This is a genomic window from uncultured Rossellomorea sp. (assembly GCF_947488365.1).
Lineage (GTDB): Bacteria > Bacillota > Bacilli > Bacillales > Bacillaceae_B > Rossellomorea.
Genome location: NZ_CANKZT010000004.1, coordinates 102923 through 129100 on the forward strand (window position 1 = coordinate 102923; position 26178 = coordinate 129100).

A 26178-nucleotide genomic window follows, 5' to 3' on the forward strand; every position below is an offset into this window, starting at 1 on the left:
GAAGTGAGGATCAATTAATCAGATTCAGGATTAATACAGCCCAATAAGGATCAATTATCGGATATCAGGATCAATTATATCCCAAACCGGATCAATTCTCCCGCGAAGCCCATCTCAACCTACAGATCCGTCACCAGAATCGGCCTTTAGGCTGGCTTTAAACTACATTCCCAGCTAAAAAAGGACAATCTAAAGAAAATCCTTGTAATCAGCCAATTTGGAGCCATAATCGATCTCAATCAGACAAAAAGAAAACCTTGGATAATCATCCAAGGTTTTCTACTAATCTAGTATTTTCCACGCATAAACGTGAGCGTGTGCTTATCTTTCGCGTAATTTCTTCATCGTATTGATCAAAGGCTTATGCTGACCGATCAATCCAACCACTTCTGCCGTCAACTGAATGATAATCACCAGGACAGCGGAGAAGAGAATAGCTCCCCAAAGGGTTGATCGAGTGAATAGGATCGCGCATAGTCCGAAAAATGCTCCAATCGCATAAATAATCAGGACCGTCTCTTTATGAGAGAAGCCCATTGCCAGTAAGCGATGGTGTAAATGGGACTTATCAGGTGCTGAAATCTTTTGCTTATTCAGAATACGTCTGATAATCGCAAAGAACGTATCAAAAATCGGTATAGCCAGGATGATAATTGGAACAACTAAACTGAAGATCGTGACACTCTTAAACAATCCAAGGAGCGAGATGATGGAAATACAATAGCCAAGGAACAATGCTCCCGTATCACCCATAAAGATCTTCGCAGGATTAAAGTTGAAGAACAGGAATCCGATTGTCCCTCCGATCAGGATAACGGTAAGGGCAACCACCATATACTGACCATTCATAGCTGCAAGAGCCATAATGGAAGTCATGGCAATGACGGATACTCCCCCTGCAAGTCCATCCAGTCCATCGATCAGGTTAATGGCATTGGTGATCCCTACGATCCACAGAATACCGAACACATAACTGAAATTCCCTAAATATATACGCTCTGCCACGAAAGGCAAAGTAATGAAGTCAATTTTAAAGTCGGCAAACACGACGATACAAGCTGCCAGGATTTGTCCAACAAGCTTAGCTTTTGGTGACAGGGTAAAGCGATCATCAAGGATCCCTACGATCAGGATGATTCCACCCCCGAGAATGACCGGCCAAAGTGGAGCGATCAGATCATTCAAATACAGCAAGCCAGCTGATGCACCTATGACGATCGACAAGCCGCCCACACGAGGCATTAGTCCTTTGTGGACCTTTCGATGGTCTGGTTTATCGACAAAGCCAAATCGCTTGGCGAATTTGATTACGAATGGAGTCACTGCTACAGAAACAACTAAAGAAATAGCAAAAGCAATTACAAAATCGATTAGAGAGTACATTCGTTCACCTCTTTTTCTTCAATGGGCACTCCAATTGTAAGAATACCACATATTTAATGATGTGCAACATTTTTTTTAAGGGAACAATTACTAAAATGCGTAGTGGCTATTTTGTCAAAAAAAGCAGAGGCTTTCTTCATTAGACGTCGAATTTTAGTGAAAAGTTTCAAAAGTAACAAGTTAATTTATTACTACCCATTAACCAGATGAATCTAAACGTTAGGATGTCCAATTAATTTCACCATTGTAGGCGAAAAAAGGTTATTTCTCTATCCGTCTAAAGAGTCATTTTTCCGTGTTACTTCTATACAATTAGTATGAGTTTAATGATGGCTTTGTAAGAAAAAAGATTTTTCCAATGTAAAGATTTTTACGGGTTGGTTTCAACAGGTGTTTCAAGGTATTCCACATCGCCTTCTCTTATGTCAGCCTGTCCATTTGTGAGCTCCGTCATCCACTCGTTGAACGCGGACTTTTTGGCTTCCTCGACATAGACCTCGACCTCGACGGCTTCCAGGTAATGAATGTCTTTCAGTTGATAATGGGAGGACCTCACTTCGTTTTCCACTTTTCCAAGCCATGTATAATCAATCGTAGACTTCATGATGCGCATCAGCTTTCTTTCCACAATACCGGCAGCATTCAAGCCTTCTGACGTCGCACGTCCATATGCACGGATCAGTCCGCCGGCGCCAAGCTTGATCCCACCGAAATAACGGGTGACCACGACAACGGTGTCTTTAAGATCCCTCTTTTTTAATACCTCGAGCATAGGTACACCCGCAGTACCACTGGGTTCACCATCGTCATTTGCTTTCTGGATCAGATTATTTTCACCGATCATATAGGCGGAACAGTTATGATTTGCATCCGAGTGCTTTTTCTTAATGGCTGCGATGAATTCCTGTGCTTCTTCTTCTGATTCCACCCGATTGACGTAGGTGATGAACCTGGAACGTTCTATATTAATTTCATGCTCTCCGTAACCCTTGACGGTATTATAGTGATGTAGCAATACGGTTTCTCCTTTCCAATTCCATATGTATGAATAATGGCGAAATACGCGTTTAATCTCTATTTGCATCCTATATCTACTATATATAAAAGTAGAACGGATTGCACATAAATAAATATCAATTTCCAATTACCTACGGAAAAAACTGGTTCTACATGAAATAATGGTAATACAATGTAATCAAACTTTAATCTCCGACAATATATGACATGGTATAATGGACGCTGATAGTAATACTTCAGTTGTTCCAAAGCTCTTTAAAGGGAAGTCGAATGGTCTAGATAATTCCCATTCATTCTCTTCGAACCTTGAGCGAATGATCCCTTGGTAGAGGTATTACATAGGAATATGCCTAGATGAATAAAGGAGTTTTGTGATTTTGCATTGAAATGATAAGAGGTACGATTTTAAAGCGGAGTGGTAGGTCTATGGACATAACGAACGCAAGCTGAAAAATCAATTATTATTATGCAAGAATAGTTTTTCATAAAGCTTTATGCTAGGTTGACTACTATTGTGGAACAAAAGAGGGGTGTACCGTGTCACTTAAAAAAATAAACACCAAGATGTTAGATAGCATCCTGAAAAAGATGGTCGATACGGTTGACGAAAGTAAGGATGAAATCTTCCAGATTGGCGAGCAATGTCGAACTGATTATGAAGATTTGATGAAAGAATTACTGGATGTAAAAGAAATGGTCTTGAAGGTGATTGATCAAGGAGATGACCTCCAACAGAAATCCAAGTTTGCACGGCTTAGACTTTCCGAAGTAAGCAAACATTTTCAAACCTATTCAGAAGACCAGGTTAGAGAAGCGTACGAGAAAGCTCATGACCTGCAAATGAAACTATCAATGAATAGACAGCATGAAAAGCAGCTGAGAGATCGCCGCGATGAACTCGAAAGGCGATTACACACACTCGGGGACACGATCGAACGGGCAGAAAATCTTTGCTCGCAAATATCCGTCGTTCTCAATTATTTGAATAGTGACTTAAGGCAAGTGAATGAGGCACTGGAGGACGCGAAGCAGCGTCAGGATTTCGGCCTTCAAATCATCGAGGCACAAGAGGACGAGCGGAAACGCTTATCCCGTGAAATTCACGACGGACCTGCACAAATGATGGCCAACGTCTTGATGCGTTCCGATTTGATCGAACGTGTCTACCGTGAAAAAGGGACAGACGATGCCATCAAGGAAATCCGCGACCTCAAACGGATGGTCCGCTCAGCCCTATACGAGGTCCGACGCATCATTTACGACCTCAGACCAATGGCACTTGATGACCTGGGGTTGATTCCGACCCTCAAAAAATACTTGAGTACTATCGAAGAGTATAACCAGAAGACCTCCATTCAGTTTGTGAATATGGGGCTTGATATCAGACTTCCTTCAAAATTCGAAGTCGCTCTGTTCCGATTAGTACAAGAAAGTGTTCAAAACGCACTTAAGCACGCTGAAGCGTCACATGTCCAAGTTAAAGTAGAAGTAAAGAAAGACCAAATAACAGTTGTTGTCAAAGACAACGGCAAAGGATTCGATAAAGATAAACAGAAAACTGGATCCTTTGGCATCATGGGGATGAAAGAACGTGTCGACCTTCTCGAAGGAGACATCACGATTGACTCAAAAGTAGGGACAGGAACGGTGATCCTGATCCAAGTCCCGCTTAATATGTAAATTTTTCCAAGGTTTAGGGAGGCGAAAGACATGGCAACAAATATTGTTATCATTGATGATCATCAGCTTTTCAGAGAGGGAGTAAAACGAATCCTTGAATTCGAACCTTCTTTCAACGTAGTAGCAGAAGGCGATGACGGTTCAGAAGCCATGAACCTAGTAGAAGCACACGAACCAGATGTTGTCCTGATGGATATCAATATGCCTGAAACAAACGGCGTAGAAGCAACTCGTGAACTAATGGACAGATACCCGGATACTAAAGTCATCATTCTATCCATTCACGATGACGAAAACTATGTAAACCATGCGCTAAAAACAGGAGCACTCGGTTATCTATTAAAAGAGATGGACTCAGAAGCACTGGTTGATGCAGTGAAGATCGTCGCAGATGGCGGCTCCTACGTTCATCCGAAGGTAACCCATAACCTGGTAGCAGAATACAAGCGCCTGGCAAACGCCCAAAACTCAGGTGGATTCCAACAATCCGAAGTTCGCCGCCCGCTTCACCTATTAACGCGCCGCGAGTGTGAAGTACTGCAAATGCTGGCTGACGGTAAGAGCAACCGCGGTATTGGTGAAGGACTGTACATCAGTGAAAAAACTGTTAAAAATCATGTAAGTAATATATTACAAAAAATGAACGTGAATGACCGTACCCAGGCAGTAGTAACTGCGATTAAGAACGGTTGGGTAGAGGTACGATAACGTTTAGAGAGACATGCGTATTGTTAATTTGTTGTTGAGAAAACGGCCCTTCTTTGAGAAGGGCCGTTTTTTTGGTTTGTTTGGAGGGGTTTTGGATGGGTTTAGGGCTTTAGATTGTCTTTTTTTAGCCGGGAGTGGGATTTTCGATGGGATTGAAGGCCGAAATAAGAGTGAAATACCTGATCAAGGATACCCTCGCGAAGGAATTGATCCCTGTTGAAGGGGTTTCAATCCTGAATGGGGATAATCAATCCTTGACGGGGTTTATTGATCCTGAATCAAATTTATTAATCCTCTTTGCTAATAATTGATCCTCCGTGTCCAATATTCTTTACTAGTAGGCATGCGTTAGGACCGTCCATTACCACTCTCAATCTGCAACAACGACAAAGGTTCAACAAAAAAATCCACTCCCCAACCAGGAAGTGGACCCACCTTAATGCTTTCTCCGCGCAAAATCAACAAACCGGAACATATCCAACCGGTGGCGTGATTCCGTATACTCAAACAGAGTCGCATCCTTCAAGTGAACATAGTTCTTCACGACGACCACGTGATCATAGTCATGTAAATCAAGGTACTTCCGGTCCTCGTCCGTACACTCTTCGACGACAATCTCTTTTTTGGCAAAATCGATGGGGAGCTCAAGCTCGCCTTCTAAATATTCATATATGGAGTTCTCGCATATTTCTTTTGTCAGAAGCGGCACCTGCTCCTTCAGGAAGTAGGATTTGTCGAGGATGATTCGCTCACCGCCGATTCGACGCGAGCGGACGACTTTCCATACTTCAGCATTGGCAGTGGCTTCGAGTTGTGATGCAACCTGATCATCAGCACCGATCAAGCCGAAGTCATGAACATATGTCTCAATCTGATCCCGGCCCATCGATGTCTGCAGCTCTTTAAAGCTGACAAGCCCCGATATCGGAAAGCTCATCCGCGATACATCGAGTACAAGGGAGCCTTTTCCACGCAGTTTCTGGATGAGTCCTTTTTGAGCCAATAATGTAAGCGCTTTACGAATCGTCTCACGTGAAGTGGCATAGATCACCGAGAGCTCGTTTTCTGATGGCAGGATCGAATTCGCTGTATAGGTGCCATCCTGTATTTTTTCAGAGAGGTCCTCGAAGATTTGTTTGTATTTATTGCTTTTCGTCATAATATCACCTGCTATTATTTTACCATAATTAATTGGAAGAAATGAGATTGAACTTGAGTGTTGTGAATATTTTCAATAGAATGGAGATAGCGCAAATTTTAGAAAAGGGTGAAGAGCATTGTCGAAACAGCATTGGAAGAAAATTATGTTGGGAATTGGCATGAGTACGTTACTATTGGGTGCTTGTGGTGCAGATGAAGAGAAGAAGGAAGAGAACACGAACAGTACGGAAGAGGTAAAGCCAAGTGAAGACCCGGCAACAGACGAAGCGGCATCTCTGAATCAGATGACACAAATCGTTGAGGATGCGAGCGAGCTGAAAGAAGCAGAGGGTATCCCGGAAGAAGAGAAAACGGCGATCAACGCAGCCTTTGATCAATATATCAATGCATTTAACGAAGAAGACTTCGAATCATATATGAGTGTCATCTCGAAGACACCGGTGAATTTCGAATACGCGGACGAAGAACGCTATGTCAAACAGATCTTTGACTCCGTAGATTCGAAACGTACGGTGGAAAACGTGAAGATCATCAATTACGCAGCTGGTAAAAAAGCAGACGTTTATGCTGAAATTCAAGCGACGACGAAGGACCCGAACAGCGATAAAGAAGTGACTCGTTCCGGTAAGCAAGTGACCGTCTTCCATAAGAAAGAAGATGGATGGAAGGTTGCGGCGATTTTCTTCTTAGCTAGTGAAGGGGAAGAGGAAGCGGAAGCGGCAGAATAATCATAAAGGAGAAGCCTGTGCGAATCATTCCAGACTCACACAGGCTTTTTGTTATGTAGCTTTTTGTTGAGTAAACTCATTAATCAGTTTATCAAGTTCTTGACTCATCTGGATGGTAGTAGGATTTGAGACCCCATTTAATAGAGCATATTCCTGAAGCTCGATTCTTTTTTGTTCCATTACTTGAAGAGTAGGCTGAATTTCTATAATTTGGGGCATCGCTGAATCCTCCTTAAATAAATTACCATTATTATGACACATCTCATCACTCTCGTATATATTTTTTGAATTATCAGTAAAAAAGAACCTGACATCTAAAGTAGATGCCAGGTTCTCCAACCATTATTTAGTAAAATGGAATACAATTGATTCATACGGGCGTAACCTAATATTCCTATAAACATTCGCCGTATCACTGTAGTTCGACAACAATACCTCACTCGACCAGCCTTCTACATCGACTTCATCAGGAAGAGTAAATTTCGTTTCATGTCCATAGAAGTTATTCACTACCAGTAATTTTTCACCATCGCCGTTACGGACATAAGCGAAAATATCACGGTGATCTTCTAAAATCAATTGATAGTCGCCATCCACGATAATGGTATATTCTTTACGAAGGCGATTCAGCTTCTGATAGTGATAGAAGACAGAGTTCTCGTCGTTCAATGCTTGTTCAGCATTGATTTCTTTATAATTCTTAGCTACCGGAATCCAAGGAGTGCCGCTCGTAAATCCGGCATTTTCTTCACCATTCCACTGAACCGGCGTTCTTGAGTTGTCACGGGACTTGTGGCGCAGGATATCCAGGATTTCTTCCTCTGATTTCCCTTGTTCTTTCAAAATATTGAAGATGTTGATCGACTCAACGTCACGGTATTCATCGATGCTTGTGAATTTCGGATTCGTCATCCCGAACTCTTCACCCTGATAGATATAAGGCGTGCCCTGCATCATATGAATCGACGTCGCGAGCATCTTCGCCGATTCGTTACGGTATTCATCGTCATTGCCGTAGCGGGAAACGATACGAGGCTGGTCATGGTTGCACCAGAACAAAGCATTCCAGCCGCCGCCTTTATTCATTTCACGCTGCCAGGTAGATAGGATTTCCTTCAGCTTAAGAAAATCAAAGTCAGCGACAGACCATTTCTCCCCATTAGGGTAATCCACTTTCAGATGGTGGAAGTTGAACGTCATGCTGAGCTCGTTCCGGTCAGGTCGTGAGTATTTGATACAGTGATCGATCGTTGTAGAAGACATCTCACCAACTGTCATGATGTCGTACTGAGAGAAGACTTCCTTGTTCATCTCCTGCATATAGTCATGGACCTTGGGACCGTCTGTGTAGAACTTTCGGCCGTCTCCAGGTGCCACTGAACCGTCATCATCAGGGAAATCCTGATCCTTCGATATCAGGTTAATAACGTCCAGGCGGAAGCCGTCGACACCTTTCTTCAGCCAAAAGTGCATCATGTCATAAAGCTTCTTGCGGACCTCATCGTTCTCCCAGTTCAAGTCGGCCTGCGTCACGTCAAAGAGGTGAAGGTAGTACTGACCCGTTTTCTCATCATACTGCCACGCGTTGCCACCGAACTTGGACTGCCAGTTTGTCGGCTCGGAACCGTCCGGCTTGGCATCCTTCCAAATATAGAAATCACGGTACTCGTTATCCTTCGACTTACGGGACTCGACGAACCACTGATTCTCCGTGGACGTATGGTTGATCACGATATCCATGATGATCTTGATCCCACGCTCGTGAGCCTGTTCCAATAACTCATCGAAATCCTCCATCGTCCCGTATTCATCATGAATATTGAAATAATCGCTAATGTCATATCCGTTGTCGCGCTGAGGACTCTTGTAAATTGGCGTCAACCACACCACATCAACCCCAAGCTCCTTCAAATAATCCAACTTCGCAGTAATCCCCTTAATATCCCCAACGCCATTCCCCGACGTATCATAAAAACTCTTCGGATAAATCTGATACACAACCGACTTCTTCCACCAAGGCTGCTTCATATCTAAAACACCATCCTAGATTAAATTTTGAGGGACGGACCTCAATCGATTTCACTTATACACCATCATGGCCGTCAAACATGACTCTTCTGCGATTTAGTTATCATCAGGTCCGTCCCCGCATCACGGAAGAGGGACGGACCTCCAACACATATTCCTTTGATTTCTGACCAACGTGACCGACCACCCCGCACCACTAGAGGGTTTTAGGAGGTCCGTCCCTAAACAAAAGGGAGACAAGCATCCATCACACACAACCTGAACAGGCGAGTGGTTAGAATTGATTTGTCCCCCTTAGTTTAACTTGTATATACAAGTTGTTACAACTGTTTTTTCTATCTATTTATTAGGCTGCTTCGTTTTTGCTGAATTTTGACCATACGATTGTCAGGACGAATGGTACGACGATACAGATGGCCATTCCGATGAAGAAGGATAGCCAGTATTCAGGAATGATCGATAGGAATCCGGGTAATCCACCTACACCGATGGAGAATGCTTTTGTTCCTGTCATCGCTAACAGTACACCACCGATGGCAGATCCGATTAAGGCACTGATGAATGGGTAGCGGTAGCGCAGGTTAACCCCGAACATCGCTGGTTCTGTAATTCCTAAATAAGCCGAGATGGCAGACGTACCTGCAAGACCACGGAGCTTTTCGTTTTCCTTTTTCGCTACAAACATCATAGCCAGGGCAGCGGAACCCTGTGCGATATTCGATAGTGCCAGGATTGGCCATAGGAATGTTCCGCCTTGGCTTCCGACCAGCTGTAAGTCTACTGCAAGGAAGGTATGGTGCATACCTGTGATAACCATCACCGCATACAGACCACCATACAGCAATCCTCCTAACCAGGAAGCAGAGTCGAATACCCAAACCACACCGTCTGTTAATAGGTTACCGATAAAGAACGTAACCGGTCCAATCAAGATAAATGAAGCAAATCCAGTAATTAAGAGTGCAACTGGCGCTACTACCAAGAGCTTGATGGAATCATGAACTCTCTTATCCAAGAACATTTCAATTTTCGCTAATAGATAGGAAGCGAATAAAATCGGCAGGACTTGTCCTTGATATCCAATCTTGTCGACTTCAAATCCGAATAAGTTCCACGTAGGAATCTTTTCTGCACTTGCATAAGACCATGCGTTAAGTAAGTCCGGATGAACGAGCATAAGACCTAATACAATACCGAGTAATGGACTTCCGCCAAAACGCTTGACCGCTGACCAACCGATCAACCCTGGCAAGAATACAAAGGCCGTGTTGGCAATCAAGTTGATGATCGATGCAAAATCAGCCCACTGTTTATGAACATCGATGACCGATTTCTCATCATAAAAAATCCCGGGACCCGTCAAAATATTATTCAGACCCATCAACAAACCGGCTGTTACGATCGCCGGAAGGATCGGAATGAAGATATCCGCCAACACCTTGATCGCACGCTGCAATGGATTCAGGTTTTGAGTAGCGGCATCCTTCACATCCTGCTTGGATGCATGCTCAATCCCCGTTTCCTCCGCTAAAATTTGATACGCTTTATTTACAAGACCTTGTCCGATGACAACTTGGAATTGACCGTTGGAAGAGAATGAACCCTTCACAAGATCAATCGCCTCTAATCTTTCTTTATCCACTTTCTTCTCATCATTCAGTACCAGCCGAAGACGAGTCACACAATGAGTAGCCGTGCGGATATTATCCTTGCCGCCAATTGCTTCAATGATTTCCAGAACGTCTTCACGTTTCACGCTCATGAAATTCCCTCCCTTAGTGATGGTCCATGGCAACTCTCATAAAATGTCGAAAGTTGTCTTGAACCCGCTTTCATTTCTATTAATGGAATTCCCCTAAATAGTATGTGGAAAACACTTCTACCTATGCTTTCGTAAAAAACTTCCGATAAAACGAAACGCTTTCAACCAATGGGGGTCTTGTTGTATATACAAGATCTCCTTTTATTGTATTCATGTATATACAAGTTGTCAATGGAAAAGTGTAGCCGTTTTCATTTATGTGATTTTGAGGGAGGGGGAATTGAAATAACTCTATTGGTTTGCGATACTTAAAATTGAATAGATATATGTAAGAACTAATAGAAGAAGAGGAGTATGGAGCATTGAAGAAATGGTTGAGTGGCGTTTTATTTTGCATCTTTCTATCCGGGTGCACATCGAGTGAAACAACCAATTACGAATATACTTTTACTGGTGAGAGTGAGTATTGGGAAGCAGAGTACAAAGAGCGGGGGACCGGTGAAACTGCTGCTTTCAACAAAGTTGAGGATGAACTCATCGTAACGTATAAAGGACCGATAGAAGAGTTGGCAACAACCGAATTATTGTCCTACTCTTTTCAATCAACCGTCGATCAGGCTAGTGTTACGTCAACATTTGATCAGCCACTAAACACAAAACGTTTTACTATTCAGGGTGGATCGAAAAATAGAGACAGAACCAATAAGGAGGAGGTCTTAATTGTAAAGGTGCGTTGGAACGGGAAATTTGAAAATATCGAATTACATAGAGTGAAGTGAAGACAAAAAAAAGAGCCAATAATGACTCTTTCCCAGCACTCCATCATATATCCTTTAACCTAAACTCCCTCATTGTATTATATTTAAATTCCACAAGACAGGAGTTTTCAGTAAGAATTAAGTATCTATTTCATTAGACTATTTCTCATACTTATTCCACATATAATAGTTATAAGCGATTTGTGCAACATGACCAAGCAAGAAGGCCGCCATAAAAATCCACGTATAAAAAAGGTCCAGGCCCAAAAATCTTAGTAGAACATACAAAACAGGGAAAAGCAGGGTCATCCAAAGGGTTCGGATCATTTTCCTTCTATAACTGAGCCTGAAATAAATCAGTTCAAAACCTTTGTCGACCTTCTCCGTATATCCTTCCCACATATCGAACCTCCTTTCAAGATGAAGAAACGCAAATGCACGACCCATGACTCTCCATGGCTTTTAATTGAAAGCTTTAAACAAACCAACCGCAACCACACCGATTACCCCTAATATCATCCAAATGAGAGCAGCGATGGTGAGCACCCAGCCTAAAACCTTCTTTCCCGTCAGGATCCAGTAAATCCCAAGCGTGACGAAACTGAAAATCAGTCCCAAAATGGCCCATAACCATTTATTTTTGTTATGCTTTTTCGCGTCGATAAACAAATAAACGGCAATAAGAATATTAAACAAATAAAATAAAGCTTCCAAAGTACCCCTCCTAAGTATTTTACACTTATATGTAAATTTACCTGTTTTTTCTAAGTGTAAACCACTTTGGGACAATTCGTCAGTAATTCCAATAAAAAAACGCCAGCTGTTTGCAAGCTGGCGTGCTTTCATATATTAAAGGATGCCATCAACCGGCCATCTTCACTTTTTCAACTGGCTTCTTCTTCTTAAGTAGTGCCTTATAATTAATCATCGAATAAACTCCGTACGAAATTCCCAGGCAAATTCCGAATACTACAACTGCAAATAGAAGATATTGAACAATCAATAAAGATTCATTCCCCGTGCTCATCCATTCCATCACGTTATTCCACAATCGCTGCCTGATCAACGGATGCTCGTGGATCAAGTAAACCCCCAACACATATCCCGATATGAAGTTGATCGGTCTTGATACAAACGTAAGCTTCGAGAAGAAGAGGAATAGCGCAAGTGACATCGCCACGATGACAGGTGAGTTATACGACAACAGCTTAAATGGTAATTCCCACGCTTGCAATATCACCAAAGCCGTAACGGCCCCAAGTAATATGTAAACGCTTAAATAATAGTGCTTGTTAAAGGAAGACAGGAACTGTCCATGCTGCCGTAAATACCCTGCCACAAAATATAGGAATATGAAATGCACGATGCTATAGCCGCCGTTCACCCCGAAGCTTCCCAACGGATGGAAGAACTGCCATACACAATTGATCATAAATAATAAGAAGAGAAATTTTCCGTAATCTTTCCTCGAGAGCTGATAGATCAAGATATTTAAATAAGGTGAAAGCAAGAACAATACGATGTACACGGTGATGAACCAGTAGGTGGACAGATACACCGGGAATACCGACCTGATGAAGCTGGTATAGGACCCATCCGTTAATTGTAAAACGGTCAGTCCTGCAAAAATAAGAACCGAGAAAATGAATGTTTCCCTTACGACTCTGAACGCTTTACTCATCTTAAATTGTGACTTACATAAAAAATACCCGCTAATCAAGACATACACATTGACCCCAACGATACAAAGCACCTTTATGAAATGGAATAGATATTGATTCACCATGCTTAACTCTGATATCGAAATATATTTTGAAAATCCGTAGGTACCGAAATGCAACAAGACGATCATGACCATCGACAGTACCCTGAGAGATTCAAAGTTTGACAGCCTAATTTTCTCCGCCAATCCAACCCGCCCCTTGTTTACATAAATATAAATTCTATTCATTTTAATCTATAAAAATCGTCTTGTCATTCAGAATTTTCTTGATGAAATCGGGGAGTGGGTAATAGGGAGGGATTGCCTGGGATCGACTGGTCCATAGGAAAGGTGAGAGGGTGAATGAGATGGGAAAGAATCGCGAGTAAAGACCTACAAAGCGGTCATTACAAGGATGGAAGCGCAACCATAAATTTCTAAAGTGCGTGAGGGAGGGGATGAACCGGATATTTGGGGAAATAAGGACATTCACCTATAAAAACATATGTAATAGCCACGGATCGGCATCTAGTTACCGATTATGGTAATAGAACCATAAATTACTAAACCTTATTATACTGGGGTTTCTTCCTTATTTTTCTTCATATAAGAATTTTAGCCTATTAAAATATCAGTCTTCTTCCTCCATAATGGACAAGCAACAAAATTCGACATTATCGATAAAGGAGACATTTTTTTGAAGAAAACCATTATTGCCTTCACTACTGCTGCATTACTTTCGTCCGTTGCTGTCAATTCATCGGAAGCGGCTTCTTACCGCGTACAATCAGGGGATTCCCTTTCGGTGATTGCTTATAAATATGATACATCTGTTTCAAACCTGAAGAGCTGGAATAACCTGAGCTCCGACATGATCTATGTAAACCAAGTCCTTGAAGTATCAGCACCAACCAGTACTTCTGCCAAAACTTATACCGTTCAATCAGGTGATTACCTGTCAAAAATCGGTGTCAAATTCGATGTGTATCTGGCTGAACTTAGAGCATGGAACAACTTGAAGAGTGATGTCATCTATCCTGGTCAAAAGCTGATCGTTTCTTCAGGGGGAACAAGCACGACTCCGACAGCCCCAACGGGATCAAGTACATACACGGTCCAATCCGGTGACACGTTATCACACATCGCAGTCCGCTATAATGTAAGTGTTTCGTCCATCAAGTCATGGAACGGATTAACTTCCGATAACATCTACGTCGGTCAAAAACTTTCTATTAAAGGAACGTCTGACGGCGGAACGCAAACTCCTGCTCCTACTTCAAACGTAGTCGACATTGCGAAAAAATACGTAGGAACTCCATACGCATGGGGCGGAACATCACCATCCGGCTTCGACTGCAGCGGGTTCATCTACTATGTATTCAACCAAGCGGGACAATCGATTTCACGCACCAACACAGATGGCTATTACAGCAAATCATCCTTCGTCTCAAGCCCGAAAGCAGGCGACCTGGTATTCTTCGAGAATACATACAAAGCCGGCATCAGCCACATGGGAATCTACCTTGGAAACGGAGAATTCATCCACGCTTCAGACAGCGGTGTGACGATTTCCAAGTTGAGCAACACGTATTGGAATCCGAAGTTTGTCGGATATAAGCGATTTAACTAATTTTATGGAGCGTCCTGCCTTGGCGGGGCGTTTTTTATTTGTGTTATTTCCGAGGAAATTCGACACGGAGGATCAATTAATTCAAAATAGGATTGATAAATCAGATTCTGGATTTCTTCCTCCTCACCAAACCCACCATCACCAATCAGGAACTGCGAAACTTCCTGAACCTGTCATCGCCTAGATCAGCCACACTAATCCTGCAATCCCTCAACCTCAAAACGGAGGGCTCCACCAAATCCACCGTGTACACCAACATCTTCACATAAAAAAACCGCCCAGAATCCACATCCTGAACGGCCTCCCAACAAACTCTATTTATAACTAAACACACCATCCGCCACTCGATCATACTTCCAATACATCCATCCACCAAGAACCACGCATGGAACTACTACCACAGCCATTCCAAGAAACGCAGAACCAGGCGAGATATCATACAGGAATCCACCGATAAACGTCAGAATCGCGGTACTCAATCCCATACCCAACGACGTATACACTCCCTGGGCAGCCGGGATGTCTTTGCTCTCCAATTCTTCATAAATCAATCGCATAAATGCATAATGTGTCAATCCGAAGGTTAGAGAGTGAAAGATTTGGGTAAAGATGAACACAGGGGTGCTGGGGAACAGGAACAACAAAGTCCAACGCGTCACAGCAGCCCCTGCTGCAATCATAAACATAATGGAAATGCTCTTGCCTTTTAATAACCGATCTGAAAACGTAAAGAACAGAATTTCAGATAGAACGGCAACATTTAAAATAACACCTATATATAAAGAACTTACATCTAATTCCTTTAAATAAAGGACACCATAATTATAGTAAGAAGCATGAGCACCCTGAATCAACACGACAATCACCATTGCCCAGACAAACTTACGGGATTTCAGCAATCCGCGATACGAAAGCTTCTCCTGACCACGGGTCCCGCTCATGGACTGAGGCAGCTTCGCAAGAGAAGACAGTAATATCACCACAATCCCACCGAATAACAGATAAATCACGGCACCCTCGGTAAAAAGTGACGTCAAAAATCCAACCGCAAGCAGCGCAACCGTATATCCAATTGATCCCCACGAACGGCTCCGGCCATAATCGATGCCATCTTCCTTCATCATCACAGCCGCCATGCTCTCAACCATGGGAAGCAGCATCGGATAAACAAGGCTGAATAACACCATGCAAACCAAAATCATCCCAAACGAATTCATAGGCAGGAACAGCAGCAATGAAGCCCCGGAAATCAATACCAGCCAACGAGCAAGTCGTCCCAATGCAACCGTCTGACTCAATTTTGGAAATAAGAAAAAGCTCGAAAACGACCGCGCAATCATCCCAACTGCAATCACCGTACTTGCAGCCGAAATGGAAAAGTCCTTACTTTCCACCAGCCACGCTGTCCAATAAGGTATGAAAATTCCCCAAGTGAAAAAAATCGTAAAGAATTGAACGGACAACCACGTCTGATTCTTCAAATCTATCAAAACTCCCTTTATGTAGACTGGAAATCAATTTACAAACATTGAGTAATTATATAGAAGTTAGATGGGGAATACAACCAACTTAGCGACTATCTCTTTAGTATCAAAGAAAAATATGGTAGTATTACAATTCGTTTACAGATCCTTGCAGGACATTTAGCCTAATATATAGAAGGAAGTACTACAGAAAAAACACAGATTCCATAGCATACAGGGGGAGTATCATCGTGCTACGAAAAAAATCATTTATCATTATAGTGGGAAGCGTCCTGCTCTTAACGGCCATCGGAGTGTATATCGCCGTAGGCAGTTTAAACAATACCAGCACCAATGAAGATACAACCCAGACTGACGTAGTCTCTACCGCTGGTGTGGAAACCACTGCACCACAAACCAAAACGGGGAAGGAAAACCCATTCGGGGAAAAAGTAAAGACGCCGCTAAGTGAAGATCTGATCCAACAATACATACACGCGATGAGTCATCAAAAGGTTGAGGCAGATGAAAAATGGTCGTACTTTAAAATCACCGATGAACGAATCGATTACTTGCTTTCACAATTAGAGATTAACAAATATAAGCATGAACATACCTACAACGAAATCTTAGTAAGCTGGAAAGAAGGAGACTTTTCAGATGCAGTCAGCGATCATAATGCCGTTTGGAGAATGAGAAACGGGAATATCGGAAGAGCAACAGGATTGCTGTCGACTAAGGAAGAAAAGAAGTATATGGAGAGTCAGAAGAGAGAGAAGCGATAAATACTAAAAAAGAACCGGCTCATTGCAGACGGTTCTTTTTTAGTATTAATTAGATTGTTGCTGTTTCCTTTTCATTCTCAATCACTGCCAAACGCTCTGCCACTTCTTCCTCCGTCAAACCATGCTCTTTAATATAGCGGTTTTCAGGGCTCTTGCGGCACTCATCTGAGCAGCTTCTCATATATTTATGCTCGTTTTCTTCAGAGCAAAGGATTTTTCGGTTACAAGGCGGGTGCGCACAGTTTACGTAGCGTTCACAAGGTTCACCTGTGTAGAAGTCTTTCCCGACAACGACATGCTCTGTCTGGTTTACAGGAACACCGATACGCTCATCGAATACGTAAAGCTGACCGTCCCATAGCTGACCTTTAACTTCAGGGTCCTGGCCATAGGTGACGATTCCACCGTGAAGCTGAGCCACATCCTCAAAGCCTTCTTTCACTAACCAGCCTGAGAATTTTTCACAACGGATACCACCTGTACAATACGTGATGATTTTCTTGCCTTCCAGTTTATCTTTATTATCACGGACCCAATTCGGAAGATCACGGAAGTTTTTGATATCCGGCTTCACGGCTCCTCTGAAGTGTCCCAATTCATATTCATAGTCATTACGTGCATCAAGAAGAATCGTATCTTCCTGCTGGATTTGTTCAAAGAAATCTTTTGGTTCAAGGTATTTACCTGTGAGTTCATTCGGATTCACATCATCTTCAAGACGAAGTGTCACTAACTCTGGACGGTGCTTAACTTTCAATTTCTTGAAGGCATGACCGTCTGCTTCGTCGATCTTAAACACTGTGTCGGAGAAGTGAGGATCCTTTCTCATCGCTTCCATATATGCATCTGTCTGTTCAATCGTACCGGAACATGTTCCGTTGATTCCTTCAGATGAAATCAGGATGCGTCCCATAAGGCCAAGCTCCTCGCACAATTGCTTATGCTGGGCCGTAACCTCCTCGGGATTCTCAATGGCTACATAGTTGTAATACAGTAGTACTCGATAATTTTTCATGTTTATTTCCACCTATCGATATATATTTGCAAGATATAATCTTAGGATTCTGTTCCTTATTACTCTTACGATGTACTATTATAACAAATTTTTAAAGAAATGCATTATGTATGGTGGAGAAAAGCTGGGGATTGTGAGGAAAAAGTGGTGGATTTTGGTTTTTTGGAGGGGGAGAGGTGCGCATAATCGGCTTTTCCGGAGTGTTATGGGCCGTATTTGAGATTTATCTGCCGTATTTCGGATTTACGTGCCATATTTGAAAATATATCTTCCATATTTTCATTTTATCTGCCAAAAATCTGATATATCTGCCACTTATCAATATACGACAAATTTCGCTCCCCTTTCAGGTCATCATCATAACCGAGAGATACAAGCATATAGATACATTAAATTTGAAAAAATTTGTTATTTTTGAAAGAATTAGAAGTGAGATGAAAAGTCTAATATAGGGGTTGTCAGTACATATGTATAGAAAAGTCATGCTGTTTTGTCTCTTAGTTGCTAGCCTGTTGGTCGCCGGATGTCAAGAAAAGCCTAAGCCTGATGATCGCTTGCAGGAATACGTCGATCTTTGGAATAAAGAAAAGTTCGATCATATGTTTGACGGGTATCTAAACACTTCCACTCAAGATTCGTTCAAAAAAGCAGATTTCGTCACGAGATACAAGGACATCTATGAAGATTTAGAAGTGAAGGATGTAAAGGTATCTTTTGAAAAGCCGGAAAAAGAAGTGGACTGGGACAAAGAAACAAAAGCGGGATTTCCTTTGACTATTTCGTTCAATACTTTGGCTGGTCAGGTTTCCTATGATAAAGAAATCACTTTAACAAAAGAAAAACAGGGTGAAGATGAAAATTGGTTTGTAGAATGGGAGCCTTCTTTTATCCTGCCGGAATTGGAAAAGGGAGATAAAGTAGGCGTAGAAAGTATTACCGCCAAGCGTGGAGATATACTTGACAGGAATCAACAGCCCCTTGCGATGAATGGAGAAGCATTTGAACTGGGGATCGTACCGAAAGAGTTTAACGAGAGTGACTTAAAGAAGCTTTCATCCCTGCTCGATATGTCAGCGGAATCCATACAGGGTAAGCTTGATCAGAGCTGGGTGAAACCGGAATTTTTTGTGCCGATTAAAAAGATCGCCCTTACTGAGCGACCTTTAGCTCTGGAAGTTATAGAATTAGGCGGTCTGTACTCTAAGCGGGTGCCTGCAAGAGAATACCCATACGGAGAAGCTGCCGCCCACCTGACCGGATATATTGGAAAGCTGACTGCAGAAAAGCTGGAGAAACTAAAAGGTGAAGGCTATACAGCTCAGTCATTAATGGGTCTCAGCGGTGCTGAAGAAGTATATGAAGATCAGTTGCGAGGAAAAGATGGACAGCGGATTTATTTAAAAAAAGAAGAATCTGAAGAAGTAGTCACCGTTGCAGAACAACCGGTGGAAGATGGCAAAAACATCACCTTGACCATCGATGCCGAAATGCAAAAGAAGCTTTATGAACAGATGAAGAGTGAAACAGGAACAGCTGCCGCTCTTAATCCGCAAACAGGTGAAGCACTGGCCCTTGTCAGCACACCTGCTTATAATCCAAATGAGCTTGTACTGGGAATATCTTCTGAGAAGTATAAGAAACTTGCGGATGACCCGAAAAAGCCATTCCGTAATCGTTTCCCTATTGCTTATTCTCCCGGTTCAACCATGAAGGGGATCACCGCTTCCGTTGGATTGAAATCCGGAAAGTTAGATCCAAATAAAATCTATGATATTAAGGGGAAGAAGTGGCAAAAGGATGATTCTTGGGGAAATTACAAGGTCGTCCGTGTATTTGACAATGACAGTAAGGTTGACTTAGAAAGTGCGTTGAAATTCTCGGATAATATTTATTTCGCAAGAGTCGGGTTGGAGATGGGGGCAGAAACCTTTATCGCCGGTTTGAAAGACTTTGGTTTTGGTGAGGAGATCCCATCTTCCTATCCGATTTACAAATCACAGATTTCAAATGACGGAACAATCTCCAAAGAGGTCCAACTGGCCGATTCAGCCTTTGGTCAAGGTGAAGTTCTCATGAGTATCGTACATCTTGCCAGCGCCTATGGCGGCATCATCAATGATGGAAAAATGATGAAACCGAGGCTTCTAATGGATGAAGAACATGAGGTTTGGAAGGAAAACTTACTGACGAAAGAACAAGCTGACATGCTGAAAACAGATTTGCGAAAAGTTGTCACGGAAGGAATTGCCGGAAAAGCGAGTGTAAAAGGGAAAGCAATCGCCGGTAAAACCGGTACGGCAGAAATCAAATCTGAACAGGGGACAACCGGGACTGAAAATGGATTATTTGTATCCTATGATCAAAATGACCCGACGATGCTCCTTGCCATGCTTCTTGAAGATGTAGAAGATGCGGGAGGTAGTACGCATACGGTAGAAGTGACGAAGAGATTTTATGATAGCTGGTGAAGTTGAAAGAAAATGAATCAAAAACGGTGAGCAGGCATAGTCTCACCGTTTTTTTTCTATTAAAGCTCCGCATTTTGACATCATGTTCCAACTCTCTCATTCACAACGATTCCGCTTTCAATATGTGCTATGATAGACAAAATAGCCCTTGAGGTTGAAATTCAACAGGAGTGATCAATTTGAATTTATTTTTAACGGGATCGACAGGTTTCCTTGGTGGAAGGCTCATCAAGAACCTTTTACAAAATAAAGTGAACGAAGTCTATATTTTAGTGAGAAATGTAGAGAAGGCTGAAAGATTAAGAGATTCCTTTGAAGCGGATGAGCAAAAGAGAATTCACATATTTCAAGGGGACATTACCATTCCCAATGCCGGCCTGAGCAGGGATGACCTTGAATGGTTAACGGGAAAAATTGATGCGGTTTATCACCTCGCTGCCCTGGTAAAGTTTGATTTGGAATTGCGTGATGAATTGTTTGCTGCTAATTACGATGGGACCAAGCATATCCTTGAATTGGCTTCACTTCTAGAAGTGAAGAAGTTTTATTATGTGAGTACGGCTTACACGGTCGGGAAGCTGAATAAAGGGATTGAAGAGCTCTATCCAACAAATGGAGAGTTCCATAATCCATATGAGGAGAGCAAAGTGAAATCGGAGCATCTTGTTTTTTCTTATCGAGACAAAATGGATGTGTCCATTTTCCGCCCGGCTATTATTGTAGGAGATTCTAAAACGGGGGAAGCGGACTCTCAATTCACACTGTACGGATTCATGCGTGCTCTCGGGGTGTTCAAGCGTAAGACGGCAAGGCGCAAGGGAGAAGAGCGGACCTACAGACTGGTTGCTGCGAAAAACGGTACTTCCAATCTTGTTCCAGTGGATTATGTTGCGGACATTCTAAGCCTGGCTCCAGAAAAAGCCCAAGCGAACAAAATCTATCATATTACGAATCCGAATCCTCCTGAGAACATCGAGCTTTTGAAGATGTTAAAAGAAGCTCTTCAATTTGAGAACTTATCGGTCGTTGAAAACACGGGTGAGTATGAGTTAGATGAAGAGGAAGTAAAGCTTAATACCTTGATTGATGTGTTCAAGGTGTATCTGGCAGGGGCGTTGACGTTTGATGATCGCAATACTCAAGACCTGATGAAAGGTACCGGGGTGTCCCATTTGGATATGTCGAATGAGACGATTGAGATGATCATACGGATGGGTTGCGAGCCTAACGGTGGGAAAGTTACGGTATAAACAGAATAAGCAAAGCCCCAATGGTAATAGCCATTGGGGCTTTGCTTTTTTATAGTGCGGTAACCAATCCGCCATCAACGACGAGGGATTGACCGGTTAAATAAGTGTTGGCGTCTGAAACTAAGAAGGTAATGGCCCGGGCAAATTCTTCAGGCTCGCCGTACCTTCCCATCGGAATCGCTTTTTCACTTTGCTTCTTAAATTCCTCATGAGAAACATTTTGTTTATCTGCGTTTAATTGATCCAACTGAGCCACTCGTTCTGTTGCGATTCTACCTGGACCCACCGTGTTGATAAGAATATGATCCTGGGCCAGTTCCCTTGATAAGCTCTTCGATAAGCCGACGATACCTGTTCTGAAGGTGTTGGATAGAATCAGACCATCAATTGCCTGCTTCGTGGAGGAAGAAGCGATATTGACGATCCGTCCGCCCTTATTCTTTTTCATATGGGGAATAACCTCTCTGATGGTCCGGATATAGCTGAGCAGGTTAAGCTCAAAGGCATATTGCCAGTCTTCATCATCGAATTGCTGGAAGCCCCCTGCAGGTGGACCTCCTGTGTTGTTGACGAGAATGTCGACTCCTCCAAGTTTATTTACCGCTGTTTCAACGAGTGCTTGAATGTCTCCTGGTTTCGTCATGTCACATGTTGCAAAATAGACTTGGTGATTCCCGGACAGTTCAATGATTTCTTTTGCAGTAGATCTAAGCTCTTGTTCATTTCGGCTGGAAATAAGCACGTGAGCTCCTTCTTTTGCAAGCTCGAGTGCCGTTGCTTTTCCTAATCCTTTACTGGAAGCAGTGACAATCACTGCTTTATTTTTTAAGCCAAAATCCATTAAAATCCACCTCGTTTAATTGGGAATATTGATCTCCTTATTCATCGGTTTACCCTTTCCTTGGTAATTCCAAAACAGAACAAAGACGAAGACGGTGAAGCCAATGATATCCGTCATCCAGCCAGGATAGATCAGGAGAAAAGCGGCTACTGCACTTATCAAGCGCATACTGACAGGGATTTTCTTCTTGAAAAAACCCTCGATGGAAACCGACAACAGGAACACTCCGATAACAGATGTAACGGTCAGGACAAGAATACTCGTAACAGATGCATCAACCATCAGCATTTCATGGGAAAACACAAACATAAACGGCACGATAAACCCTGCAATCGCAAGTCTCATCGCCTGGAATCCGGTCTTAGTCGGGTCACCGCCACTGATGCCTGCTCCGGCAAACGCTGCCAGGGCGACAGGCGGGGTGATATTCGCAAAGATTCCAAAGTAGAACACGAACATGTGAGCAACAAACACGGCCGTTTCCGTCGATCCGGCCAATTCACGGAACAATGGCAGCTGTAAAAGGATAGGTGCTGCCATCGTACTCGTGATGATATAGGTTGGGATACTTGGTAAGCCCATTCCCAGCACGATGGAAGTGACCATTGTCAGCAGTAATGTAATAACGAGCTGAAGGAGCGGGCTGTCAATCATTTCACCAATACCGACAATACTGTTTGCGAGCTCCAGTGCAACTCCAGTGAGTGAAGCAATTCCGACGACGATTCCAACAGCACCACAGGCGACTGCAACCGGAATCGTCGTTTTCGCTCCTTCTTCCAATGCTTGTACGCAATCCTTTAAGCCTATTTCTTCGGCTTCCAGGTTTTTGGTTTTCCTAACGAGATTGATGACTAATGGAATTACCACAATCAACAGGAGTTCCCACCATCCGTTTTTGAGGGGAGGGATGCCTTCTCCTGAAAGGATGCCATTGACCTGTGGTTGGAAAATGAAAAATACTCCGAGAAGGGCTGATAACGCCAGGACCTGCTTCGAACCAGAAATGATAATCGTTGCCAAAATCGACCAGAACGCAGCGTAGAACGGTGTTTTTCCTGAGAATAATAAGTACAGGAGAATCACCATCGGGATGATCAAATGTCCCCGTTCGGCCAAAACGGCTTTCACGGATGGAAGTTCTGATTTCGGTACCCCATGCAATCCGCGTTTGGAAGCTCTAAAGTGCACCTGAAGCAGGATACCGATGTAGAATAGCAGTGCTGGGATGATACCTGCCAAGATCACTTTGGTATAAGGAATATTCAGATTCTCTGCCATAATGAAGGCGGCTGCACCCATGATGGGAGGGAGGATCTGCCCACCGACACTTGCCGCTGATTCAACCGCTCCTGCAAATTCTTTCTTATAGCCGATTTTTTTCATCAATGGAATGGTGAAAGCCCCTGTTGTCACGACATTGGCAACAGCCGAACCATTAATGGAACCGAGAAATCCACTGGCGATAACGGCAACTTTAGCAGGCCCGCCTTTTGTATGACCAGCGACTGCCAGTGCAAGGTCATTGAATAATTTCCCCATGCCGGAGCGGCTAAGGAATGCTCCAAACAAGATAAAGAGAATGATGTAGCTTGCCGAGACGCCGATCGCTGTACCAAGGATCCCCTCCGTAATGTAAACAAGCTGGGAAATCATTTTCTTTGTCACAGTCAATGTGATTTGAGAATTCAATTCCGGATAGATGGCCAGCTTTACATAGAGACCATAGATTAAAAATCCAAGGGCAAGAAGGGTCAAGCCCCATCCGGTCACACGCCTTGTCAGTTCGAGAAGAAGGACAATGACGAGTATCCCGACGATGAAATCGGTATCGTTGATTTGTCCCCCCATTTTAATGATGCGCTCCGCACTGAATAACAGATAAATACCAACGAATAAGGACAACCCGCTTAAGATATAGTCATAAAATGGAACAGGGTGGCCTTTCTTTTTACTAATAATAGGGTACAGGATAAATCCAATCGCCATTAAGCCATATAAGTGGATGCTTCGCTGCTTTACATCGACTAATGCACCTGCATAAGACGTGTATAAGTGGAAGAGTGCAATCCCGGCTGCCACTACTAAAATAAATAAACCGATCACCTTGGGGAACTGGCTTCTCGTATTTCCCTCCCGATCCAACTCTTCCACAGATGTGTTCTTTTGTTTTCTCATCATGAGTCACCTCGCTTAATCATTAACAATCATATAAATCAGTTGATACATAGGGACGGACCTCACCGATAATTGGTAGGACCGCTGAGAATCGAGTACTAGAGTTCGTTCATTGAATGAAATTCGATGATTCGTATTCTTACCTGTCTGGAAGCGCAATGAGTCTCCAATCGATTGATGGATATTCGTCATATACACCCATCCGTCTTTAATATATGTGTCTTCGCCTGCATGGTCCGGAACACCGGCACCAAACGTTTTGAAACGGGTGGAGGTCAAGGTGATGGTAGTATCTTTAATGTGAAAAAATTCTTCCCAATCTTCTTTTTCAACAGAATGTGTCCAGCGGATGGATACTTCCTTTTGGTTGAAAACAGGCTGCACGACTATATTTTTATTCTCATAGGATAAGATGATCGTGTTCATCGGGACAATGGCGAGAAGGGTAAGAAGGAGAAGGGCAGAGGCGCCCAGAAATCTTTTTCTCATAGATAGAATGAAAAGGGCACCAGGATTGATGCCCTTTCTCTATTATTCCAGTAATCCTTTTTCTTCATAAAACTTCTTCGCTCCCGGGTGCAGGGGAGTTATGAGACCCTTCGCCATTTCATCCCGGTTGACTTCTTTAAGCGGTGCAACCGCAACTGCGTCTGTTCCTAAGTAGTCGTAATAACGTTTTGTTAAGTCGTATACTGTGTCTTCACTTACATCCTTCGATACAATCAGCATATTTTGAATCCCGACGGTTTCAACTTTTGAATCCAGATTATATTTTGCCTCGTCTCCTGACTCAATCGTAAATGTTTTATAGAACGGATATTTCTCCATTAGCTTATCAGCAAGATCTCCTTTGATTTCAACAAACGATACATCATTTTGCTGCATAAGGTCTGTAATATTGCTGTTCGGTACACCTGAAGTGAAAAATGCAGCGTCAAGTGTGCCATTTTTCATTTCCTGTACTGAATCCGCGTACCCTGTGTGAGTGACTTTTTCAAGGTCATCATACGTTAAGCCGGCCGCTTCCAATACTTTCTTAGCGCTCTGTTCCACGCCGGAACCTACCTGGCCGACTCCCACTTTCTTACCCTTTAAATCTTCAATACTCTTAATTCCGCTATCAGACATAGCGACTACCTGTACAACGTTTTGGTACATGCCCGCAAGCGCCTGAACCTCTACTTTATTGCCTTCGAACTGTCCTTTTCCTTCTACTGCATCATAAGCAACATCACTCATGACAATCGCCATTTGATTTAGACCGTCTGTAATGTTCTGGATATTGGCTACAGAAGCTCCTGTCGATTCTACTGTTACATTCCCGATCGAATCACTTTCCTCGAAAATTGGTTTAAGTGATCCGCCAATCGCATAATAAGCACCGGACGTTCCACCTGTCCCAAATACGATTGATTGGCTGGAAGAGTCATCGCCACTGCTTGAATCGTCTCCGCTTGCACCATCACTGCCACATGCCGCCAATAATAATGAAATGATGGCTACCATCGAAATCCATTTTAATTTTTTCATCGTTTCGTCCTCCTTTACGTTACCTATTAAATATGGTAACGCTTACATATTAAAATGAGAATATTTAGAACTTAAAGGACGTTTTGGTCTT

At 42.9% G+C, this 26178-nt stretch carries 24 protein-coding genes; 9 read left to right on the top strand and 15 right to left on the bottom strand.

Going from position 1 to position 26178, the window contains the following annotated elements; all coding sequences use genetic code 11:
* Positions 1–321: 321 nt before the first annotated feature.
* Together Q1B03_RS15010 and Q1B03_RS15015 are read right to left on the bottom strand one after the other, a co-directional pair.
* Positions 322–1383, bottom strand: a complete 1062-nt coding sequence (locus tag Q1B03_RS15010; protein WP_044338402.1) for a glycosyltransferase family 4 protein — start codon at positions 1381–1383, stop codon at positions 322–324.
* Positions 1384–1753: 370 nt separating this feature from the next.
* A complete protein-coding gene (locus Q1B03_RS15015) occupies positions 1754–2398 on the bottom strand; it encodes a YigZ family protein (RefSeq protein WP_299742946.1) in 645 nt (214 codons plus the stop codon).
* 539 nt (positions 2399–2937) lie between these two features.
* Here Q1B03_RS15015 and Q1B03_RS15020 point away from each other — a divergent pair.
* From Q1B03_RS15020 to Q1B03_RS15030, 3 genes are all read left to right on the top strand, one after another.
* The gene (locus Q1B03_RS15020) at positions 2938–4080 is read left to right on the top strand and encodes a sensor histidine kinase (RefSeq protein ID WP_299742949.1); all 1143 of its coding nucleotides are present in this window, start codon (positions 2938–2940) and stop codon (positions 4078–4080) included.
* A gap of 30 nt (positions 4081–4110) precedes the next feature.
* Entirely contained in the window at positions 4111–4788 is a 678-nt protein-coding gene (locus tag Q1B03_RS15025) for a response regulator transcription factor (protein ID WP_299742952.1), read from the top strand.
* A 146-nt stretch (positions 4789–4934) separates the two neighbouring features.
* Positions 4935–5099 (top strand): hypothetical protein, encoded by a 165-nt coding sequence (locus Q1B03_RS15030; RefSeq protein ID WP_299742954.1) that lies wholly within the window; start codon positions 4935–4937, stop codon positions 5097–5099.
* 125 nt (positions 5100–5224) lie between these two features.
* Here the strand turns inward: Q1B03_RS15030 and treR are convergent, their stop codons facing one another.
* Positions 5225–5947: a trehalose operon repressor gene (gene treR, locus Q1B03_RS15035; RefSeq protein ID WP_299742957.1), complete on the bottom strand. Its 723-nt coding sequence runs from the start codon at positions 5945–5947 to the stop codon at positions 5225–5227.
* A 118-nt stretch (positions 5948–6065) separates the two neighbouring features.
* Between treR and Q1B03_RS15040 the strand changes: the two genes are divergently transcribed.
* Complete coding sequence (locus Q1B03_RS15040) at positions 6066–6677, top strand: hypothetical protein (protein ID WP_299742960.1); 612 nt, start codon at positions 6066–6068, stop codon at positions 6675–6677.
* Positions 6678–6728: 51 nt separating this feature from the next.
* Here Q1B03_RS15040 and Q1B03_RS15045 read toward each other — a convergent pair whose 3' ends face one another.
* From Q1B03_RS15045 to treP, 3 genes are all read right to left on the bottom strand, one after another.
* Positions 6729–6896: an aspartyl-phosphate phosphatase Spo0E family protein gene (locus tag Q1B03_RS15045; protein WP_299742963.1), complete on the bottom strand. Its 168-nt coding sequence runs from the start codon at positions 6894–6896 to the stop codon at positions 6729–6731.
* A gap of 123 nt (positions 6897–7019) precedes the next feature.
* A complete protein-coding gene (gene treC / locus Q1B03_RS15050) occupies positions 7020–8705 on the bottom strand; it encodes an alpha,alpha-phosphotrehalase (RefSeq protein WP_299742966.1) in 1686 nt (561 codons plus the stop codon).
* A 346-nt stretch (positions 8706–9051) separates the two neighbouring features.
* Positions 9052–10467, bottom strand: a complete 1416-nt coding sequence (gene treP / locus Q1B03_RS15055) for a PTS system trehalose-specific EIIBC component (RefSeq protein ID WP_299742969.1) — start codon at positions 10465–10467, stop codon at positions 9052–9054.
* A gap of 362 nt (positions 10468–10829) precedes the next feature.
* On the opposite strand from treP, the gene Q1B03_RS15060 reads away from it, so the two are divergent.
* Positions 10830–11246: a hypothetical protein gene (locus Q1B03_RS15060; protein WP_299742972.1), complete on the top strand. Its 417-nt coding sequence runs from the start codon at positions 10830–10832 to the stop codon at positions 11244–11246.
* A 138-nt stretch (positions 11247–11384) separates the two neighbouring features.
* Here the strand turns inward: Q1B03_RS15060 and Q1B03_RS15065 are convergent, their stop codons facing one another.
* The 3 genes from Q1B03_RS15065 to Q1B03_RS15075 all read right to left on the bottom strand — a co-directional run bounded on the left by Q1B03_RS15065 (position 11385) and on the right by Q1B03_RS15075 (position 13134).
* On the bottom strand, positions 11385–11627 hold the full coding sequence (locus Q1B03_RS15065) for a hypothetical protein (protein ID WP_299742975.1): 243 nt from the start codon (positions 11625–11627) through the stop codon (positions 11385–11387).
* A 60-nt stretch (positions 11628–11687) separates the two neighbouring features.
* A complete protein-coding gene (locus Q1B03_RS15070; RefSeq protein WP_299742978.1) occupies positions 11688–11939 on the bottom strand; it encodes a hypothetical protein in 252 nt (83 codons plus the stop codon).
* Between the two features lie 148 nt (positions 11940–12087).
* Positions 12088–13134 carry an acyltransferase gene (locus Q1B03_RS15075; protein WP_299742981.1) on the bottom strand — a complete coding sequence of 349 codons (1047 nt, stop codon included), beginning with the start codon at positions 13132–13134 and terminating at the stop codon, positions 12088–12090.
* 490 nt (positions 13135–13624) lie between these two features.
* Between Q1B03_RS15075 and Q1B03_RS15080 the strand changes: the two genes are divergently transcribed.
* Entirely contained in the window at positions 13625–14557 is a 933-nt protein-coding gene (locus Q1B03_RS15080) for a LysM peptidoglycan-binding domain-containing protein (protein ID WP_299742983.1), read from the top strand.
* A 314-nt stretch (positions 14558–14871) separates the two neighbouring features.
* Here Q1B03_RS15080 and Q1B03_RS15085 read toward each other — a convergent pair whose 3' ends face one another.
* Positions 14872–16038 (bottom strand): 3-phenylpropionate MFS transporter, encoded by a 1167-nt coding sequence (locus Q1B03_RS15085; protein WP_299742986.1) that lies wholly within the window; start codon positions 16036–16038, stop codon positions 14872–14874.
* A gap of 233 nt (positions 16039–16271) precedes the next feature.
* On the opposite strand from Q1B03_RS15085, the gene Q1B03_RS15090 reads away from it, so the two are divergent.
* On the top strand, positions 16272–16805 hold the full coding sequence (locus tag Q1B03_RS15090; protein WP_299742989.1) for a DUF6241 domain-containing protein: 534 nt from the start codon (positions 16272–16274) through the stop codon (positions 16803–16805).
* A gap of 49 nt (positions 16806–16854) precedes the next feature.
* Here the strand turns inward: Q1B03_RS15090 and Q1B03_RS15095 are convergent, their stop codons facing one another.
* Positions 16855–17820 carry a rhodanese-related sulfurtransferase gene (locus tag Q1B03_RS15095; RefSeq protein WP_299742992.1) on the bottom strand — a complete coding sequence of 322 codons (966 nt, stop codon included), beginning with the start codon at positions 17818–17820 and terminating at the stop codon, positions 16855–16857.
* Between the two features lie 467 nt (positions 17821–18287).
* On the opposite strand from Q1B03_RS15095, the gene Q1B03_RS15100 reads away from it, so the two are divergent.
* Both Q1B03_RS15100 and Q1B03_RS15105 read left to right on the top strand, forming a co-directional pair.
* Complete coding sequence (locus tag Q1B03_RS15100) at positions 18288–20288, top strand: penicillin-binding transpeptidase domain-containing protein (protein WP_299742995.1); 2001 nt, start codon at positions 18288–18290, stop codon at positions 20286–20288.
* A 179-nt stretch (positions 20289–20467) separates the two neighbouring features.
* Complete coding sequence (locus tag Q1B03_RS15105; protein ID WP_299742997.1) at positions 20468–21538, top strand: SDR family oxidoreductase; 1071 nt, start codon at positions 20468–20470, stop codon at positions 21536–21538.
* 49 nt (positions 21539–21587) lie between these two features.
* On the opposite strand, the gene Q1B03_RS15110 is transcribed toward Q1B03_RS15105, so the two are convergent.
* Genes Q1B03_RS15110 through Q1B03_RS15125 form a run of 4 tightly spaced genes read right to left on the bottom strand, consistent with a single transcriptional unit; the run spans position 21588 to position 26087 of the window.
* Positions 21588–22379, bottom strand: a complete 792-nt coding sequence (locus Q1B03_RS15110; protein ID WP_299742999.1) for an SDR family oxidoreductase — start codon at positions 22377–22379, stop codon at positions 21588–21590.
* A 15-nt stretch (positions 22380–22394) separates the two neighbouring features.
* Positions 22395–24560 carry a TRAP transporter permease gene (locus tag Q1B03_RS15115; RefSeq protein WP_299743002.1) on the bottom strand — a complete coding sequence of 722 codons (2166 nt, stop codon included), beginning with the start codon at positions 24558–24560 and terminating at the stop codon, positions 22395–22397.
* A gap of 12 nt (positions 24561–24572) precedes the next feature.
* Positions 24573–25046 (bottom strand): DUF1850 domain-containing protein, encoded by a 474-nt coding sequence (locus tag Q1B03_RS15120; RefSeq protein WP_299743004.1) that lies wholly within the window; start codon positions 25044–25046, stop codon positions 24573–24575.
* A 42-nt stretch (positions 25047–25088) separates the two neighbouring features.
* Positions 25089–26087, bottom strand: a complete 999-nt coding sequence (locus tag Q1B03_RS15125) for a TAXI family TRAP transporter solute-binding subunit (RefSeq protein ID WP_299743007.1) — start codon at positions 26085–26087, stop codon at positions 25089–25091.
* Positions 26088–26178: the final 91 nt, after the last annotated feature.